This window comes from Telluribacter humicola, assembly GCF_017355935.1.
GTDB lineage: Bacteria > Bacteroidota > Bacteroidia > Cytophagales > Spirosomataceae > Telluribacter > Telluribacter humicola.
Genome location: NZ_JAFIQT010000001.1, coordinates 1803231 through 1821544, shown reverse-complemented (window position 1 = coordinate 1821544; position 18314 = coordinate 1803231). Strand labels below are relative to the sequence as shown.

Genomic DNA, 18314 nt, shown 5'->3' with positions numbered 1-18314 from the left:
TTTTTCATGGCTATATTTAACTTATTGAAAAGTCCATGCCAATCGTGCCAACCTCTACCATACGTAAGCCATCAACAGTATAACATATTCATAATTAGATAGTTATACTAGTACTATATAATTTGGCAGTCAACACCCTTCAAAGCTGTCTGTTCAGAAACGAACATTTTTGTGCGATGCCGGACAGCCGGACATTGACTCACTATATAGTATTTATCTTTTCACTCTGTATATATTTAAAGCTCACGCTGAGCTTCTCGTTTTTCCAGGTATTCTACAAAGTATGCACACCAAACACCGCTGGTGACCGAAGCAACAAAAAATAGTAAAGCATCCATATTGATATCTAGCGTTAGTTTCGATGATAGATATCAAAAACCAATCCCTCCTGTTTATAGCCTAAAAACAGGTTTTTCCAGTATCTTTTGTAGAATAGGTTTCCCGAACCTCGAAAGCCTTGTAGAAAATTCAGGCTCTACGCCCTACGGATAACAGCAGTAGCCCCAGGAATGTGATCAGCCCGTTCAGGATCAGGCGTTCAAAGCCTAACTGATAGCCACCAAACCACTCCGCCGAGTTTTGATTGGCTATGTAGGTAAGTACGGGGGAAAGCACGCATACTATCGGTACCCACCGGTCACGAACGGGCCGCTTCAGGAACATCCCAAATGAAAACAGTCCGAGCAGAGGCCCGTAGGTATACCCTGCCAGGTCAAAAACGGCCGTGATGACCTCTTTACTGTTCAACCGGTTGAAGACGATGATCACTAGGTAAAATAGTACCGAGAAACCAATGTGTACCCAGAACTTGATCTTCGAGCGCTGGGCCTCAGGCTTGCCCTCCACATTCATGAAGTCAATACAGAAAGCGGTAGTAAGGGCTGTCAAAGCCGAATCGGAGCTGGCGTACGTCGCGGCCGTAATACCCAGCAGAAACGTAATACCTACGAGCAGTCCCAGATGATTCAGCGCCAGCATCGGGTAAAAATCATCCGTACGGGCCGTGGTAGGTATCCCCTTAGCAGAAGCGTAGACGTAAAGAAGCGCCCCCAGCGAAAGGAACAGGAAGTTAATGATAACCAGTACTACTGTAAACCAGAACATATTCTTCTGGGCCTCGCCGATATTCTTACAGGTCAGGTTTTTCTGCATCAGGTCCTGATCAAGTCCGGTCATTACGATAGCGATGAAAGCCCCCGCAAAAAACTGCTTGAAGAAGTTCTTAGGATCGTTACCATCCCAATAAAATATCTTGGAGTATTCGCTGTCCTGCACCGTATTAAATACGTCAATCAGGCTTCCAATCTGTAGCTCACGCGCTACAAGCACGATGGTCAGGATTACCGCCGTCACCAGAAAAGTAGTCTGCAGGGCATCAGTGATAATGATGGTCTTGATCCCGCCCTTGAAGGTATAGATCCAGATTAGTAATATGGTAATAGCCACTGCCACCTCAAACGGCACCCCCAGTGGCTGAAATATAGCCAGCTGCAGTACCCCCGCAGCCACATAAAGTCGCACTGCTGACCCCACTGTACGCGCCAGCAGGAAGAAGGCCGAACCTGTCTTGTATGACCAGAAGCCAAAGCGCTGATCCAGATAGGAATAGATAGAAATCAGGTTGAGCCGGTAGTATAGGGGCATCAGTACCGTACCTATGACCAGATAACCGAGTATGTACCCGATTACGACCTGAAAATATGAAAATTGAATATTGGCTACGGCTCCCGGCACCGACACAAAAGTCACTCCGGATAGCGACGTACCGATCATACCAAAAGCCACCAGGTACCAGGGTGACTGACGATTAGCCGTAAAAAATGTATTGGTATCAGCTCCTCTTGACGTATAAACTGACACTATGATCAGCATTCCAAAATAGGCAACTAATATGGCAAGAGCTATGTAAGGATTCATGAATTACGGTAACTTTTTAGAGGATTTTAGCGTTGTAAAGTAGGAGCCACAGGGCTTCCATTAGTGCCTTTTTATGATTAGATTTGCTAATCAAACGGAAATTTGAAGATTATGCAACCCTTTATAGAAACCGACGTCGAAATAGTAGAAGAAACCGTAGAGAAGGACGTGAAAGCGCTTGTTGTTTTTAATGACGACGTCAATACCTTCGACTGGGTTATCGAAACGCTTGTAGAGGTTTGCAACCATACCCCTCAGCAGGCCGAGCAATGTACCCTTATCATTCATTATAAGGGAAAATGCCGGGTTAAGGAGGGGGAATTTGAAGAGCTGGTACCTATGCGGAACGAGATTTGCCGCCGGGGTATATCCGCTGAGATTCTTTGATCTATATTCACTACCATTGATTGCCATACGACCGTTTGTATCGTTAGCCCATGAATTATCCTTCCAAATTAATAGAAGATGCTGTCAATGAAATTTCCAAACTACCGGGAATAGGCAAAAAGACAGCATTACGACTTGCATTACACTTACTCAAACGAGAAGAAGAACATACCCGCTCGCTATCGGATGCCCTGGTAGCCATGCGTACCCAAACTCAGTTTTGCCGGCAGTGCCACAATATTGCGGATGATGAACTGTGCAATATCTGCAAGAGCCCCAAGCGCGACAGTTCCCTGCTATGTGTTGTAGTAGATACCCGTGATGTACTCGCTATCGAGAATACCAGCCAGTACAACGGCCTGTATCATGTACTAGGTGGCATTATCTCTCCTCTGGAAGGTATAGGGCCTGCCGACCTGCATATCGAATCGCTGGTGAGGCGTATTGCCGACTCACCTTCTGATGAGCCCGTGCGGGAGGTAATACTAGCCCTGAGCCCTACCATGGAGGGAGACACTACGGCCTTTTATTTACAGAAAAAACTCAGACCCAGCGGGGTAAAAGTAAGTACCATTGCCAGGGGAGTACCCGTTGGTGGTGATCTTGAATACGCCGATGAAGTCACTTTGGGGCGTAGTATTGTAAGCCGGGTGGCTTACGATTGATCTATTTAATTATTCCTACAACCGTATTGTTATGAATCGCAAAGACTTTCTTCGCTCACTGGCCGGCTCAGCGCTGGCGTTTGGTGCCTTTTCTACGGAATCCTTTTCAAAGACTACCTCAGGTGTACTGGCGGCTCCGTTCAAGCAGGAGCCTCTACCTTATGCCTTTGATGCCCTGCAGCCAAGCATTGACAAGACTACCATGGAGATTCACTACGGAAAGCACCATGCCGGCTATGTCAACAACCTGAATAATGCGGTGAAAGGGACCAAGTACGAGAACATGGAACTGGAAGAAATTCTTAAAAATATAAAAGGCGCACCTGCCGCTATTCGTAACAACGCCGGTGGTCACTGGAACCACTCCTTCTTCTGGGATGTAATGGCTCCCGGTAAGGGCGGAGCTCCCAAAGGAGCGGTAGCCGACGCCATCAATGCACAGTTTGGCTCATTTGATAAGTTCAAGGAAGCCTTCGGCAAGGAAGCCACCAGTCGCTTTGGATCGGGCTGGGCCTGGCTTACTGCCAATAATGGGAAGCTGGCCGTAGGCTCTACTCCTAACCAGGATAATCCTATGATGGACATTGCTGACTTCAAGGGTACCCCTATCCTGGGACTGGATGTGTGGGAACATGCCTACTACCTCAAATACCAGAACAAGCGCGCTGACTACGTAGGAGCCTTCTGGGACGTAGTAAACTGGGACAAAGTAGCCGCAAGCTTAAGCAAAGCCAAATAAGCAGTTATACTTATCGCATAAAAGAAACAGCCTCGGTGATCGATCACCGAGGCTGTTTCTTTTATAACTTCTGTTGAATATCCAGCCATACCACCTGACTGCTACTCCTTGTTATATTAATTACAGAAGTCACTGATAACTTTATACGAGGGTGTATAGCCAAATTCTCCAGCCTTACTTAAATCCAGGCAACCGCCATTGACATCACCCAAGCTATGCTTAACAATCCCACGCAGATAGTAGGCTTCGGAATAGTTGGGACGTAGCTTAATAGCGCTGCTACAGTCCAGAATAGCTCCCATCTGATCACCAATAGCAGATTTAACAATACTCCTCGAAAAGAAAGCATCCGAGTATAAAGGATTCAGTTCGATGGCGCTATTCATATCCATAATGGCTCCTTTGCTATCGCCACTCTTGCTCTTACTCAACCCACGTACAAAGTAAGCTTCTGCTCTTACATCAGATAGCTCGTTGATCTTGATATGCTCCTGTACCTGATTACGTAGGTTGTCCAGTACCGGGCGGGATATCGGGCCCATGTACACGATCTTCTTGGGATCGGTAGTATAGGAATTATTGCTTTCGATGGCCTGATTCAGATCCAGAATGGCACCTTTCTGATCGCCCAGCTTGCTTTTGGCAAAACCACGACCGTAGAAGGCATCAATATTGGCAGGATCGATCTGTAATACTTTATCATAATCAGCAATGGCACCGGCAAAGTCATCAATCTTGGACTTAGCGTAGGCACGCTGACCATAGGCAAAGCCCTCCTGAGGGCTAAGCTCAATAGCCTTGGTAAAGTCTGTCACAGCTCCCTTGTAATCTCCTAACTTAACTTTGGCGTGACCACGGCCGATAAAAGCACCGGACTTCTTAGGGTTTAGGTCAATTACTCGGGAGAAATCAGCCAGCGAGCCCGCATAGTCTTCCAGTTGCTGCTTGCTGCTACCCCGGGCATACAGCGCCAGCGCATCATTGGGGTCCAGGGATACGGCTTTGTTGAAGTCTTCGAGTGCACCGCTGTTATTATTGAGTTTGGACCGGCTTACCCCCCGGTTGTAATACGACTTGGCATCATCAGGATTAAGTTCAATCGCTCTGGTATAGTCCTGCACCGCAGCCCGGTGATCATCCTGCATACTCTTGCTCACGCCACGGCTTTGGTAGTAGAGGGCCTCCTTGGCATTGATATCAATGGCTTTATCGTAATCGATAATGGCACCCCGATGGTCTTTCAGGTTGGCTTTTGCCAGACCACGGTTAAAATAGCTGGGAGCATGTTCGGGACTCAGGGACAGCACTGTACTGTACGACTGGAGAGCTCCCGCAAAATCACCAGAACGGGCTTTGGTGTTACCTTCTTCGAAGAGCTCAGCCGCTGAGCGCTGAGCCATTGCCTGGTGCTGCACACCTGCACAAAAAGTAACAAAGGCCAGGGAGAGTAATATTTTTTTCATAGAAACTTATGAGGAGTAAATTGAACATTAGCAACCAGTACTTCATCAGACCTTAAAATTATTCAATTAAAGCATGAGGTCAAGACCCTGTCTTGTTAAATTTACTATTCGGAAGATAATCTCCTGAGTCCCCGGTACGCCATATAAAGTAGACTACCTGTCGGAATTACATAAGTTACTCACTTTCAAGCCCTGTACCAGGCCATTTGGCTAATACAAACCTATTGGGTAGTTTGCCGTTGAAAATTGAGTCACCAGTACCTTAATGTCTATATAATGAAATCAAAATTTGTAAAATATACCTTAGTCGCTGTATTAGTGTTTTTTGCTGTCCTGGCAGTTTATTATAGCTTTTCGGGATCGCAACCTGCTGACGGTGTAGCATCCGCTGATGAATCTGTTGCTACGCCTGTAAATCCTGAATCACTGTACCTTTCCCTCACCAATCTGGAGGGTGATCCGGTGCAGATGGATTCTTCGAAACTGGTATTTATGAATGTGTGGGCGACCTGGTGCGGGCCCTGCAACATGGAGATGCCTAGTATACAATCCCTCTATGACCGGTACAAAAACAATGATAAGATTGCTTTTTATATAGTATCTGATGAGGCTCCGGGTACTGTTGTTCCTTTTATTAAGCGCAAGGGATATGATCTCCCATTTTATCAATACGAAGGTATGTACCCTCCGCAGCTAAATGGTGACGCTATTCCGCGTACTTATTTATTACGAAACGGACAGGTAATTGCCGAAGAGATTGGTGCCAACCGCTGGGATGATCCTCAGGTCATAGCATTTATTGAACAGCAACTCCAATCGCTTTAAGAATTAATGTAGCTCTAACAAAAAAGAAGGTCAGACCTGGGTCTGACCTTCTTTTTTGTTCTATGTATGGTTGATTAAGAGAAATTATCTATAACATCATAACTCTCCTATCAGACAGCAGGATCTTATACTCCAAGGAATTCAAATGTTGCCTGTGGCTTACGTCTGCGAACAAAGATGGCTGCTGTGCTTACAGCTAGCGCAACTGGTACTAACCAAAATGCTTTTTTCATGGTGGCTCTCTTTATATAGTTACAATTTTTACAGATATGATTCTAGGTGGTTCTACAGACTGCGAATTTTCGCTTTATATTATAACGTGAATATAGACTATTTTGTTGAATACTTTTTCTATATATTTTATAATTAATGATTTAATAATACTCTATTACAGCAATTTCTTCTTATAATAATACCATTTATAGTTTTTGGATAATCTTTTTCTAGTAAATGGCAGTTAATTATGATATAAATCAGGATTCTTTTTTAAGTACAAAAGTTGGAAAGACATAACTAAATGAACGGCTAACACTATACTAGCCCCTGAATGTCAATCAGATTACTAACAAATTAAAGGGGAACAGCCTTCGCCGGATCAGGGTTGAAGGAGCGCTTCGCGCAAGCGCCGCAGATAGTCGGGAGTACGAAGGAGTCGGCTACCGTACCAGCTAAATAACTCACCATCGACCAGTCGGATGGCGGCCTTGGGATAACTGTCCCGTAGCTCTGTGATATGTTTTTCTTTGAAAGGGTAAGGCTCTGATGACAGAAGTACCAGATCAGGCTTAAACTGGGTCAACTCTCCCTCAGAGCAGGCAGGATAACGAGCCATACCACCGAATACATTACTGAACCCGGCTACCTCAAGCATGGTATGAATAAAGGTGTCAGAGCCCACTACCATCCAGGGCTTGCGCCAGATAAAGTAGGCTACGTTGCGGGGTATTTTACGTTTTGTTGAGCCTGATTGTGCCAGTTCATCAGTAAGTACCTGAAAACGCTCCTGTATTTTATCAGCAATCCAGTTGGCAGAGGGTTCCTTACCTACTATCTCTCCCAGGCTACGTATCATCCCCAATGCATCATCCAGGTTATTTACATCAGACAGCCATACGGGGTACTCATCCCGGAGCAGTTCTATTACTTCCCGTGTGTTTTCTTCCTTATTGCCTATGATGATATCAGGATTGAGGGTGCGAATAAGGTCAATGTCGGGATTCTTGGTACCTCCTACTTTTATCTTATCACGTACTTTGGGGTCGGGGTGAACGCAGTACTTCGTCACCCCTACAACCTGCTCATTCAGCCCCAGATCAAAAAGAAGTTCCGTCTGAGAGGGTACCAACGATACGATTCGTAACGGTAGTCCACTCAACGTGATGGTATGGCCTGTCTGATCAGTAAATGTCCGCATACTGATAAAAATAGAAAATTTTAAGACTCCTGCCGCTAAAACATACAAAAAAGGGTATGGCAGCTTATGCACTGCCATACCCTTCTATACTTGAATAGCTACTATTACTTGATGTAGCGGTAGTCTTCGTCGCCTTTGAGCTGCAACAGTACCTCGTACATAAGCTTAATCACGTTCTGCACGTCGTCTTTGTGCACTGTCTCTACGGTGGTATGCATGTACTTGAGCGGCAATGATATCAGCGCAGAGGCTACGCCTTCGGTAGCGTAAGCAAATGAGTCGGTATCGGTACCGGTTGAGCGGCTTACCGCCTGGCGCTGGATAGGTATCTCCTTCTCCTCTGCCACCCGAATGAGCATATCCCGCACGTTGTTCTGTACCGCAGGACCGTAGCAGATCACAGGGCCACTACCGCACTTCAGGTCGCCCTGCTCCTTCTTGTTATACATCGGCGACTGGGTGTCGTGGGTTACGTCAGTACAGATAGCCAGGTCAGGGCGGAGGCGACGCACGATCATCTCAGCACCACGGAGTCCAATCTCTTCCTGTACCGCATTCACCACGTACAGCGTATAAGGCAGCTGCACATTATTCTCTTTGAGCATACGGGCTACCTCCGCGATCATATAACCACCAATGCGGTTGTCGAGGGCACGTCCTACGTAGTAGCGGTTATTCATTTCGGTCAGACCGTCCGCGAAGGTCACGACAGTACCTACATGAATACCCATCTCGAGTACTTCATCTTTCTTGGTAGCTCCTACATCAATGAACAGGTCATGAACTTTGGGTACCTGATCCTTGCTCAGATCGCGCACGTGAATTGCCGGCCAGCCGAATACACCAGGCACCATGCCCTTAGCCGTATGCAGATTTACCCGCATAGAAGGGGCAATAGCCGCATCAGAGCCACCATTACGACGTACATGAATATAGCCATCTTCGCTGATGTAGTTAACGAACCACGATATCTCATCGGAGTGGGCCTCAATCACTACTTTGTAAGGCTGACCGGGATTGACAACCCCCACGGCTGTACCGTACACGTCGATGATCTGCTCATCAATGTATGGCTTAAGGTAGTCCAGCCATATCTGCTGCCCCGTCACCTCAAAACCGGTTGGGGAGGCATTATTAAGGTACTTATAAAGAAATTCTTTGGTTTGATCACTCATAAAATGTAATATAGATTTATTGATATGCTACAAATAACAATTTTTCTTCCAAGGAAATCAACCCCAGAAAAATATAAAAGAAAAGTGACTTACAATGTTCAAACTCTATTCCTATCTGTTCCTATTCTTTATTATTCCTTCTACTGGACACGCGCAAAATGAATTGAAAAAATATGTAAAATCCGAAATAACTCAATTTTCAGATGTATCCACCGCAACACCAGACTTCCTATCTATCCAAAAGGCTATTGGAAATTCTAGAATAGTTATGCTGGGAGAGCAGTCTCATGGTGACGGAACTACCTTTCAGGTGAAGACTGAACTTATAAAGTACCTGCATGAACAACTGGGTTTCAATGTCCTCGCCTTCGAAAGTGACTTCTTTGCACTGACCGAAGGTGGGGAGCATATTGGCAAAGACCGGGAGTCCATAGCCCAGTTCATTAAAGGAAATCTATACCCCCTCTGGTCATACAGCGAAGAGTGCAGGGACCTACTCTATGAGTACATACCTGATACGTACCAAACGGCTCACCCTTTGCTAATTGCCGGTATAGACAATCAGATGCACGGTAGATATACCGCCGATTCTTTGAAAAATTCAATTGATAAACTTCTAGCTAAAAACCACTTGAAATATTACGAGTCTGAAGAATATCAAGTCTTCTTCCTGCCTTTTATAGATAAACTATGGCCACTCAATTATAAACCAACGCGTTATCTGGATAGTCTTGCCAGGACCGACTTTACCAAAGAGCTTAAAGAATTTCAAAGGGCAGTTAAAGAGATACAAACTAAGTTACCTGATAGCCTGAAACTATCCGCTTCCTATGTTGCCTTGGACAATCTGGCGGAATTTGCTAATGAGATTGCAAATCAAGGAAAGCGACTTTCACACGATATCCGGGAAGAACAGATGGCTAGCAATCTAAAATGGCTGGTTCAAACAAAGTATCCCTATGAAAAGATAATTGTGTGGGCCGCTAACACCCATATTATGAAGAATACGCAGTCCTCATTTAAGAATCCGGGTTTGAATACGGTCACCATGGGCGGGTACTTTACAAGTGATAGTACCCTTTCCAGTCAAACTTATGTACTGGGATTTACCTCCAACTACGGTAAAACACAAACAGCACTAAAAGCCTCTCAGAATACACCTCCCTTACTAATCAGAAAAAGCAGAAAATATGGCTTTGAGAACTGGATAGATAAAGAAATTAAGTACGCGTTTATTGACTTTCAGGCTTTTAAAAGGAAGAATCCTTTATTTATGAGCTACTTTAAACTTAAAGCAAGGGGACACAGCAACATGGCCGCTCGCTGGACCGAGTTATTTGATGGGATATTTTATATCAGAGAAATGCACCCAAGCCATTTTTTAAAAAACTCAAACTAACCAAGAAGGTAAAACGGCTACCAGAAAGAGGTACCAGATGCGTTTACTAAACTTTCCACTTTTACTCTAAAACGTTGCTACGCGCCCAGGCCAGTAGTTCCGCCTTTTCGTCCAGTGTCAGATCCAGGGGAAGCTGAGCCAGCCCGATAAGCCTGCGTATCACCTCCGCTCCGCAAAAACCATGGAAAAGAGATGGATCAAAACCTGGCGGACGCTCGTACACGTCCAGAGCCAGTCGGATGGCCGTATCGGGGGTGCGGGCCATCATCAGGTGCGCTACCAGCACGCCCAGATCAAACTCCGCCCGCCCCAGGTACGCAAATTCAGGATCGATTACTCTTGGTCCGCTTGCTGTTTTGAGCCAGCTACCCGGGTAGTAGTCCCCGTGGATGAGGGTAGTACCGGTTGACAGATAGATCTGCCCCAGTTCTTCGACTTTTGTTTTCAGCTCCTCATCCTGCTTATACGCCAGGGCTATCTCCGCCAGTCCCTCCTGTACGGTATCCAGATCCAGCCCATTGTCTGGGAGGTAGGGGTACCTGAATATATGCTCGTGATTCAGCTCTTTGAGCGACTGATTAGCCGGAAACTGATCCGGGGCTATCTCTATCGTGTGCAGGCCGGAAAGGAACCGCAGCAGGTCAACCAGTTCGGCGGGGGTAACAGGCTCAGCGGAGCGATAGATCTCGGTATAGTCCGAGGCAATGCCCAGGTCCTGCATCATCAGGATATAACTACTACTGTCAAAATTAAGCAGCGCCGGTACAAAGGGCCGTAGCTCGGGTATCCCAGCTGCCAGTTTATAAAACTGCGCCTCTACCGCCACCCGCTCTACGGGTGCTTCAATTTGTGGGTACTTCTCCACCCAGGGCCGGGCCTGCTTGATGATAAAGGTCTGGGCTTCGGTCTTTACCCGAAGTACATAGTTCATATTGCCTTCGCCGGGCTTACTTACCGATAGTACCGACTCATAAGGTTCAATCCAACCCCGGTCCTGCAGGAAGTACGTCAGTTCATCGGGCTGATCTTTATCAAGAAAGAAGGCAGCAGGATACTGCTGACGGAAGCGTGCTTTTTTATCTGACATGAGCGTGAGGTTATGTCCATAACTACAATCAGCACAGCAGTATAGCCCGCTGTGCTGATTGTAGTGGTCATTAGATGATTATAGCGGAATGTTCCCGTGTTTCTTACGAGGCAGAGAGGCGGCTTTATTTTCCAGCATCTTGAAAGCCCGGATAAGCTTTTCGCGGGTTTGCTCCGGATAGATCACCTCATCAATATAACCACGATGCGCCGCCCGGAAGGGGTTAGCAAATTTGCGGGTATACTCCTCTACCTTCTCCTGCAGCTTAGCCTGTGGGTCTTCAGCCTGGGCTATTTCGCGTTTGAAGATAATCTCGGCGGCTCCGCTGGCTCCCATAACGGCAATTTCGGCTGAAGGCCAGGCATAGTTCATATCGGCCCCAATGTGCTTGGAGTTCATTACGTCATAGGCTCCTCCGTAGGCTTTGCGGGTAATAACCGTCACGCGGGGAACGGTAGCTTCACAGAAGGCGTAGAGCAGCTTGGCTCCATTGGTGATGATGGCGTTCCACTCCTGATCGGTACCCGGCAGGAAGCCCGGTACATCTTCCAGTACCAGCAATGGAATGTTGAAGCTATCGCAGAAGCGGACAAAGCGGGCGGCCTTCTGGCTGGCATTGATATCAAGTACCCCCGCCAGTACAGCCGGCTGGTTGGCTACAATACCAATACTACGTCCGGCCAGTCGGGCAAAACCAACCACTATATTTTCGGCAAAGTATTTATGTACTTCAAAGAAGCTGCCGGTGTCGGTTAGTTCCTCAATGATCTCCCGCATGTCATAAGGCTGGTTCGCATTGTCGGGAATGATGGTATTCAGAGCAGGACGTTTTTCATCCCCTAGCTCGTAGGGCAGCATGGGTGGCTCGTCCTCGCAGTTCTGAGGCATATAGCTTAGAAGTTGCTTGATGTACTCGATACACTGTACTTCATTGGCGGCTACGAAGTGGGTTACTCCTGACTTGGTAGCGTGGGTCATAGCCCCACCCAGTTCCTCCGAGGTCACATCTTCGTGCGTAACTGTCTTGACCACGTTGGGGCCCGTTACAAACATATAGCTGGTCTGCTCCACCATCATGATAAAGTCCGTAATAGCGGGTGAATATACCGCTCCACCGGCACAGGGCCCCATAACGGCCGATATCTGCGGGATTACACCGGAAGCCAGGGTATTGCGGTAAAAGATGTCTGCATAGCCCGCCAGCGATAGTACCCCTTCCTGAATACGGGCTCCGCCCGAGTCGTTCAGACCTATAACCGGAGCGCCATTCTTCATGGCCAAGTCCATCATTTTACAGATCTTCTCCGCGTGAGTCTCGGATAGCGACCCGCCAAAGACGGTAAAGTCCTGCGCAAATACATACACTAGCCTACCTCCGACGGTACCGTAGCCGGTCACTACGCCATCGCCCAGGTAGTGCTCCTTATCCAGACCGAAGTCCTTAGAGCGGTGCATGACAAACTTACCAATCTCTTCGAAGGAGCCTTCGTCCAGAAGTAGTTCCAGACGCTCCCGGGCGGTCAGCTTGCCCTTCTTATGTTGTGATTCTATTCGTTCCTTACCCCCACCTAACAGGGCTTCGGCATTTTTTCTGTCAAGAATTTCCGTTTTACTTGAGGTACCAGTCGTTGATTCCATGTAATCCAAACGTTATGTCTATTTTTGCTTACCATGAGGCGTATAAATATACGGTCTATTTTACGGAATCAAGAAATTTTTGCATGAAGCACATACCCGGGTACATAAAAGCAGGTATCCTGATAGCCATCATACTACCGGGGCTAGTGCCTGCTGTACAGGCCCAGTCAACCGGCGGGCGTACCGGGCTTACCTTTCTGCAACTCCCCTCCCAGGCCCGTAGCTCGGCCCTGGGCAGCTATCATCTGACCTTACCTGGTCGTGATCCCTTGCTCTACATGCATAACCCGGCTCTGCTCGACAGTAACTCCCACCAAAACCTGTCCCTGAGCCTGATGCCTTACCTGGCCGATACCCGCTTTCTGAACCTGGCCTATGCCCATACCCTGCCCAACACCAGAGGTACCTGGGCCGCAGGCATACAGTACTTCCACTATGGTACCATGACCCAGACGGACCCGGCCGGTAACCCAACCGGTGAGTTCAGAGCGGCTGATTATACCATCTCGGTAGGTTACGGACACACCCGCGGCAACATCACCCTGGGGGGCTCGCTAAAATGGGTCGGATCAGGTATCGAGAGCTATCAACTGGGGGGACTGGCCCTGGACTGGGGAGCGGTATTCAGGCATCCGCGCCATGACCTTACCGCCGGCTTCGTAGTCAAAAACATGGGATATATCCGGCAAAACTACGGAGGAGGCGATCCTCCCCCGCTCCCCTTTGACGTACGTGCCGGCGTTACCTTTAAGCCTACTTACATGCCCCTGCGTTTTTCAATAACGGCCCATCATCTGTACCGCTTCGACATGGTGTATAACGATCCGTCTCTTTTCTATTCATTTGATGACAATGGCAATCGTATTTCCCGCCGGGTGGCTGTTCCAGAAAAGCTCCTTCGACACCTCGCGGCCGGAGCCGAGATACTGTTCCATCCCCGATTCAGAATCATGATTGGCTACGATCACCTGCGCCACCAGGAGCTACGACTACAGAATGCGGGAGGACTGGCAGGATTATCGTTCGGGGCGTGGCTACGGGTGAACCGGTTTGACATTAGCTACGGACGCAACCAGTACGTTCCAGGACTTGGAAGCAACACCCTTACTTTGACCATGAATTTGAAAAAAGAGTAAATAAGCCAAACGCGTAAGGTATTTTTGGCGTTTCTAAACAATAGGCAAATATTTTGAGATATAACTAAGGTAGTAGCACCTTATGTAACCCAAAGTTTCTTGCTGTTACATCGACAACAAAAGCACTACTATAAACCAGATATGACTGAACACTTAGATCAACTAACACCACGACAGATAGTATCGGAGCTTGATCAATACATCATTGGCCAGCACGACGCCAAGCGTAACGTAGCCATAGCACTCAGGAACCGCTGGCGCCGTATGAATAGCCCTAAGGAAATTCAGCGTGAGATCATCCCCAATAATATCCTGATGATTGGAGCTACGGGGGTAGGTAAAACCGAAATAGCCCGCCGACTGGCCAAGATCGCAGATGCTCCCTTTATAAAAGTAGAAGCTTCCAAGTTTACCGAAGTAGGTTACGTAGGACGTGACGTAGAGAGTATGGTCCGTGACCTGGTAGAGCAGGCCGTGAGTATGGTGAAAGCACAAAAAAAGGAAGAAGTTAAGATCAAGGCCGAGCAAATCGTTGAAGATATAATACTGGATACACTGATTCCACCAATGCACTCCCCTTCGGCTGTAAGCATCGGATATGAGAGCAGCAGTGATAAAAACCGTGATCGTATCCCAGACGACGATCACGAGCTGAACCAGCGTACCCGCGAGCGCTTCCGCGAGAAGATCCGCAACGGCGAACTCGACAGCCGCAAGATTGAAATAGAGGTACAGCAAAATCAGTCGCCGAACATAGGTATGATAGGCGGCGCGGTGGATGACGTGTCGATGATGAACATCCAGGAGATGATCGGTAACATGATGCCCCGCCGCGGTAAAAAGCGTCGGGTGACCGTAGAGGAAGCTAAGAAGCTGCTGCTCGAAGAAGAAGCTTCCAAGCTCATTGATATGGACGAGGTGAAGGAAGAGGCCATTCAGAAAGCCGAAAACCTAGGGATCATCTTCATCGATGAGATTGACAAAGTAGCTGCTAACCGTTCAGGAGGCAGTGGCCCGGACGTAAGTCGCGAAGGTGTACAGCGCGATCTGCTTCCCATTGTGGAAGGTAGTGCCGTCAATACCAAGTACGGCGTTATTAATACTGACCATATTCTGTTCATAGCGGCCGGTGCCTTTCACGTAGCTAAGCCTTCGGATCTGATTCCGGAGCTACAGGGGCGTTTTCCGATTCGGGTAGAGTTGCAGAGCCTGACGCAGGACGACTTCTATCAGATCCTGAAAGCGCCCAAGAATGCACTTACCAAACAATATGAAGCCATGATGCGCGCCGAGCAGGTTGAGCTGCAGTTCCAGGATGACGCCCTGCTGGAAATAGCCCGCATTGCTTTCGAAGTCAACAGTGATGTAGAGAATATCGGAGCACGTCGTCTGCAGACGGTTATGAGTACCCTGCTCAACGACTTCATGTTTGATGTACCCGATGTGATAGGCCCCAACGCTCACCTGGTAGTAACGAAGGAGTTGGTAAAAGAAAGACTATCTACCCTATCGCAGAACCGTGACCTCAGCCAGTACATCTTATAATACTGAAAGACGAATACAGCTTACTCAAAAAGGAAACCCCGCGAGAGCGGGGTTTCCTTTTTGATATCAGTAAAATCTATGATTCGTAGTACAACCACTCAAGGGCTTTAGGAAACTGCTCCCCCCAGCGCTCACGGTCGTCGCCTTCTTTATCCATCGTAAGTGTGACCTGCACGTGCTTATAGCCATACCCCTGCTGCACCAGGGTATCATTCAGACGCTTTACTGATGGTACCTCTTCTTCCTCGCCCTCTTCTCCGGCGTACAGGTACACCCGCGTCGGATACGGTTCAAAGAAATGGAAGGCATCGTAAAAGATCTTTTCGGATACCCACAGCGAGGGTGAGAATATCATCAAACGACCAAAAATATCAGGGTACATAACTCCGGCGTAGGCACTGAGCAGTCCTCCCATCGCACTACCACCAATACCGGTATTCTTACGATCTGGCATAGTACGGTACAGACTATCTATCTTCGGTTTGAGCGTATTCATCAGAAAACGTAGCAGCATAGTTCCCTGTCCTTTGCCCAAGCCCGGACTATCATAAGGCGAAAACTCCTGTACCTGCTCCGAATCCAGATTATCAATGGTGATAATGATTACATCCCCCTTACCACGCGCAGCCAATTCCCGCATCTTACGCTCAACGGTAGAGGTACCCTGTGAAGCATCTTCTCCAAAAAGGCTATGCGCATCACTAACATACAGTACCGGATAACGGCGGCTGGTATCAGTATAATAATTATAAGGTAAAATAATCCGGATACGGCGTTGCGGCTGATTTTTGGTTGTGACAAACTCATCCGCCAATACTTCTACAATGGGGCTGTAATCAATACTTCCCTCGGCTTTTTCAGCTCCCCAATGAGGAACGAAGTCCTGAACCCAACCCTTCTTCTTATCTGTAACCCGGTTTATAGAAGGATTACTGTTTGCATCCAGTTCCACCTGGTTCCAGTCTCCACGGGTGTACTTATATTCTAGTGCTGCTGGCAGCGCTTCGCTATTAGGAAAATGAAAAATATAACGTCCGGGAGCTACTTTTTGCATCATATACTTCTCATCACCGGGATTCCAATCGCAAAAATTACCGGTAATATAAACGGGACGGTCGTCTACAATAGGGGTAGTCAACTCGAGACTTAACGTCTCGAGCAATGTATTATATTTAGTACTCATATTCTTAATCTCTCTCACAGATAGGGGTACAATTATATAAATATAACGTTGTAGGTCAATTTTTACGTTCCAAATCCAAAAATATGAAGGAATATTCATGTCTTTCATCGGCAGAGTGAAACTCATGATAGGTTTCCTGCCAATTTTCCAGATCTGGTATGGTAAAAAAGGTGTCTCCTTCGATACTCGTGAGAACCTTGGTCAGGTAGATTCGACCCGCCTGCGGCATGGCCTGATTGAAGATCTCTCCTCCTCCAATGACGTACACCTCTTCTGTCTTCAAAGACCTTGCCAACTTTAGTGCATCCTCGAGCGAATGTACCACTTCCGCCCCTTCTACCTGGTAGTCTTCGCTGCGGGTAAGTATAATAGTGGTACGACCCGGCAGGGGCTTACCAATGGACTCAAAGGTCTTACGGCCCATGATCATAGGGCTTCCCATCGTCAGGCGCTTAAATCTTTTCAGATCGTCCGGTAGTCGCCAGGGAAGGTCATTATCAGCACCGATCACGCTATTTTCTGACACCGCTACTATAAAAGAAACTATCATTTGCCTCAATTTATTATCCAAAACTAAGAAGCCGGTACTCTAATAAGTACTATCTTAATCTTACTTGAATTTTGTACCCCTAAGCAACTCCTCAGTGCTCATACGACGCTTTCCCTCCAGCTGCAGCTCGCCGATAGCCAGCCAGGCATCAGCCGCCCGCATATACAGGTACTTCTTATTATCAGTGAGGTACTCACCCGGTTGCCCCTCAGGTACCTCTTGCTCAACCCTGCTAACGGCATATATCTTACAGAAACTTCCGTTGAGGGTAGTCCAGGCGGCCGGATAGGGGGCTAAGCCACGGACGAAATTTCTTATATCAGCGGCCGGACGGCTCCAGTCAATTTCGCAGGTTTCTTTGAATATCTTAGGAGCTAATCGTAGTTCCTCCACCTCGGGCTGTGGCTCCTGTGGGTAGCTACCCTTGGCAATAGCCTCCACGGTACGTACTACCAGCTCCGCCCCTTTGTGCATCAGGCGCTCGTACAGGCTACCGGCGGTATCGTTGGGAGTTATGGGCTCTTTCTCCTGAAATATGATCTTTCCAGTATCGATTTCTTTCTCTATAAAGAAGGTAGTTACTCCGGTCTCGGTTTCGCCGTTGATGATGGCCCAGTTGATGGGAGCGGCTCCGCGGTACTGGGGTAGCAGCGACGCGTGCAGGTTAAAGGTACCACGCGCAGGCATGGCCCACACTACCTCGGGTAACATCCTGAATGCCACTACTACCTGCAGGTCAGCCCGTAGCTGCCGTAGCTGTTCCAGAAAGGCCGGGTCTTTAAGTTTATCGGGCTGGAGTACCGGTATCCCCTGCTCGACAGCATACTGCTTTACGGGTGAAGGAGTCTGTTTGAGCCCCCGCCCCGAGGGCCGGTCGGGTGCAGTAATTACCGCTACTACATGATGATTATGTTCCACCAGAGCCCGCAGACCAGGTACTGCAAAGTCGGGTGTTCCCATGAAAATTATTCGTAGGGGTGCTGCCATAGCAATGCGTTCATTTAAATAAATAGTACTTGTTACGATTCACAAATATTGCTATTTTTGTCTTCCTTACTGGACTATGACGCAAATTTTCCGATACGGCAACCGAACCAAAGAACCTTAACAGGTGCTACTACGAGATAGTATTACTCTTGTAGAACGGTCGGCAGCCGTTCTTTTTTGTTTTTTTAGTCCTCCTAAAACTAA

Annotated in this window: 16 protein-coding genes; 7 read left to right on the top strand and 9 right to left on the bottom strand. The window is 47.6% G+C overall.

Features of this window, described 5'->3' with window-relative positions:
* Window positions 1–468: 468 nt before the first annotated feature.
* A complete protein-coding gene (locus tag JUB14_RS07835) occupies window positions 469–1917 on the bottom strand; it encodes a sodium:solute symporter (protein WP_207505306.1) in 1449 nt (482 codons plus the stop codon).
* A 111-nt stretch (window positions 1918–2028) separates the two neighbouring features.
* Here JUB14_RS07835 and JUB14_RS07830 point away from each other — a divergent pair, with 111 nt between their 5' ends.
* The 3 genes from JUB14_RS07830 to JUB14_RS07820 are packed head-to-tail and all read left to right on the top strand — an operon-like array spanning window position 2029 to window position 3708.
* Window positions 2029–2304: an ATP-dependent Clp protease adaptor ClpS gene (locus tag JUB14_RS07830; RefSeq protein WP_207505305.1), complete on the top strand. Its 276-nt coding sequence runs from the start codon at window positions 2029–2031 to the stop codon at window positions 2302–2304.
* A 50-nt stretch (window positions 2305–2354) separates the two neighbouring features.
* On the top strand, window positions 2355–2969 hold the full coding sequence (gene recR / locus JUB14_RS07825) for a recombination mediator RecR (protein WP_207505304.1): 615 nt from the start codon (window positions 2355–2357) through the stop codon (window positions 2967–2969).
* Between the two features lie 31 nt (window positions 2970–3000).
* The gene (locus tag JUB14_RS07820) at window positions 3001–3708 is read left to right on the top strand and encodes a superoxide dismutase (RefSeq protein WP_207505303.1); all 708 of its coding nucleotides are present in this window, start codon (window positions 3001–3003) and stop codon (window positions 3706–3708) included.
* 116 nt (window positions 3709–3824) lie between these two features.
* Here JUB14_RS07820 and JUB14_RS07815 read toward each other — a convergent pair whose 3' ends face one another.
* Complete coding sequence (locus JUB14_RS07815) at window positions 3825–5171, bottom strand: tetratricopeptide repeat protein (RefSeq protein ID WP_207505302.1); 1347 nt, start codon at window positions 5169–5171, stop codon at window positions 3825–3827.
* A 276-nt stretch (window positions 5172–5447) separates the two neighbouring features.
* Between JUB14_RS07815 and JUB14_RS07810 the strand changes: the two genes are divergently transcribed.
* Window positions 5448–5996, top strand: a complete 549-nt coding sequence (locus tag JUB14_RS07810; RefSeq protein WP_207505301.1) for a TlpA family protein disulfide reductase — start codon at window positions 5448–5450, stop codon at window positions 5994–5996.
* Window positions 5997–6591: 595 nt separating this feature from the next.
* Here JUB14_RS07810 and JUB14_RS07805 read toward each other — a convergent pair.
* Window positions 6592–7410, bottom strand: a complete 819-nt coding sequence (locus tag JUB14_RS07805) for an ABC transporter substrate-binding protein (protein ID WP_207505300.1) — start codon at window positions 7408–7410, stop codon at window positions 6592–6594.
* A 104-nt stretch (window positions 7411–7514) separates the two neighbouring features.
* Entirely contained in the window at window positions 7515–8585 is a 1071-nt protein-coding gene (locus tag JUB14_RS07800; RefSeq protein ID WP_207505299.1) for a M42 family metallopeptidase, read from the bottom strand.
* A gap of 94 nt (window positions 8586–8679) precedes the next feature.
* Here JUB14_RS07800 and JUB14_RS07795 point away from each other — a divergent pair, with 94 nt between their 5' ends.
* Window positions 8680–9984 carry an erythromycin esterase family protein gene (locus tag JUB14_RS07795; protein ID WP_207505298.1) on the top strand — a complete coding sequence of 435 codons (1305 nt, stop codon included), beginning with the start codon at window positions 8680–8682 and terminating at the stop codon, window positions 9982–9984.
* A gap of 61 nt (window positions 9985–10045) precedes the next feature.
* Here JUB14_RS07795 and JUB14_RS07790 read toward each other — a convergent pair whose 3' ends face one another.
* Window positions 10046–11071, bottom strand: a complete 1026-nt coding sequence (locus JUB14_RS07790; protein ID WP_207505297.1) for a phosphotransferase — start codon at window positions 11069–11071, stop codon at window positions 10046–10048.
* 78 nt (window positions 11072–11149) lie between these two features.
* Window positions 11150–12709, bottom strand: a complete 1560-nt coding sequence (locus JUB14_RS07785; RefSeq protein ID WP_207505296.1) for an acyl-CoA carboxylase subunit beta — start codon at window positions 12707–12709, stop codon at window positions 11150–11152.
* 83 nt (window positions 12710–12792) lie between these two features.
* Here JUB14_RS07785 and porQ point away from each other — a divergent pair, with 83 nt between their 5' ends.
* Together porQ and hslU are read left to right on the top strand one after the other, a co-directional pair.
* Entirely contained in the window at window positions 12793–13845 is a 1053-nt protein-coding gene (porQ, locus tag JUB14_RS07780; RefSeq protein ID WP_207505295.1) for a type IX secretion system protein PorQ, read from the top strand.
* Window positions 13846–13986: 141 nt separating this feature from the next.
* Window positions 13987–15390: an ATP-dependent protease ATPase subunit HslU gene (hslU, locus tag JUB14_RS07775; RefSeq protein WP_207505294.1), complete on the top strand. Its 1404-nt coding sequence runs from the start codon at window positions 13987–13989 to the stop codon at window positions 15388–15390.
* Window positions 15391–15466: 76 nt separating this feature from the next.
* Here hslU and JUB14_RS07770 read toward each other — a convergent pair whose 3' ends face one another.
* From JUB14_RS07770 to fmt, 3 genes are read right to left on the bottom strand one after another with little or no spacing between them, the layout of a single operon-like run.
* Window positions 15467–16573 carry an alpha/beta hydrolase-fold protein gene (locus JUB14_RS07770; protein WP_207505293.1) on the bottom strand — a complete coding sequence of 369 codons (1107 nt, stop codon included), beginning with the start codon at window positions 16571–16573 and terminating at the stop codon, window positions 15467–15469.
* A 55-nt stretch (window positions 16574–16628) separates the two neighbouring features.
* Window positions 16629–17123 (bottom strand): dihydrofolate reductase, encoded by a 495-nt coding sequence (locus JUB14_RS07765; RefSeq protein WP_207505292.1) that lies wholly within the window; start codon window positions 17121–17123, stop codon window positions 16629–16631.
* Between the two features lie 60 nt (window positions 17124–17183).
* On the bottom strand, window positions 17184–18110 hold the full coding sequence (gene fmt, locus JUB14_RS07760) for a methionyl-tRNA formyltransferase (RefSeq protein WP_229367581.1): 927 nt from the start codon (window positions 18108–18110) through the stop codon (window positions 17184–17186).
* Window positions 18111–18314 lie beyond the last annotated feature (204 nt).

What these genes read in the sequence shown, in the direction of transcription:
- JUB14_RS07790 (WP_207505297.1), bottom strand. Translation starts at nt 11,071, where the DNA reads ATGTCAGATAAAAAAGCACGCTTCCGTCAGCAGTATCCTGCTGCCTTC.
- hslU (WP_207505294.1), top strand. Translation starts at nt 13,987, where the DNA reads ATGACTGAACACTTAGATCAACTAACACCACGACAGATAGTATCGGAG.
- porQ (WP_207505295.1), top strand. Translation starts at nt 12,793, where the DNA reads ATGAAGCACATACCCGGGTACATAAAAGCAGGTATCCTGATAGCCATC.
- recR (WP_207505304.1), top strand. Translation starts at nt 2,355, where the DNA reads ATGAATTATCCTTCCAAATTAATAGAAGATGCTGTCAATGAAATTTCC.
- JUB14_RS07795 (WP_207505298.1), top strand. Translation starts at nt 8,680, where the DNA reads ATGTTCAAACTCTATTCCTATCTGTTCCTATTCTTTATTATTCCTTCT.
- JUB14_RS07765 (WP_207505292.1), bottom strand. Translation starts at nt 17,123, where the DNA reads ATGATAGTTTCTTTTATAGTAGCGGTGTCAGAAAATAGCGTGATCGGT.
- JUB14_RS07800 (WP_207505299.1), bottom strand. Translation starts at nt 8,585, where the DNA reads ATGAGTGATCAAACCAAAGAATTTCTTTATAAGTACCTTAATAATGCC.
- JUB14_RS07835 (WP_207505306.1), bottom strand. Translation starts at nt 1,917, where the DNA reads ATGAATCCTTACATAGCTCTTGCCATATTAGTTGCCTATTTTGGAATG.
- fmt (WP_229367581.1), bottom strand. Translation starts at nt 18,110, where the DNA reads ATGGCAGCACCCCTACGAATAATTTTCATGGGAACACCCGACTTTGCA.
- JUB14_RS07770 (WP_207505293.1), bottom strand. Translation starts at nt 16,573, where the DNA reads ATGAGTACTAAATATAATACATTGCTCGAGACGTTAAGTCTCGAGTTG.
- JUB14_RS07820 (WP_207505303.1), top strand. Translation starts at nt 3,001, where the DNA reads ATGAATCGCAAAGACTTTCTTCGCTCACTGGCCGGCTCAGCGCTGGCG.
- JUB14_RS07805 (WP_207505300.1), bottom strand. Translation starts at nt 7,410, where the DNA reads ATGCGGACATTTACTGATCAGACAGGCCATACCATCACGTTGAGTGGA.
- JUB14_RS07830 (WP_207505305.1), top strand. Translation starts at nt 2,029, where the DNA reads ATGCAACCCTTTATAGAAACCGACGTCGAAATAGTAGAAGAAACCGTA.
- JUB14_RS07815 (WP_207505302.1), bottom strand. Translation starts at nt 5,171, where the DNA reads ATGAAAAAAATATTACTCTCCCTGGCCTTTGTTACTTTTTGTGCAGGT.
- JUB14_RS07810 (WP_207505301.1), top strand. Translation starts at nt 5,448, where the DNA reads ATGAAATCAAAATTTGTAAAATATACCTTAGTCGCTGTATTAGTGTTT.
- JUB14_RS07785 (WP_207505296.1), bottom strand. Translation starts at nt 12,709, where the DNA reads ATGGAATCAACGACTGGTACCTCAAGTAAAACGGAAATTCTTGACAGA.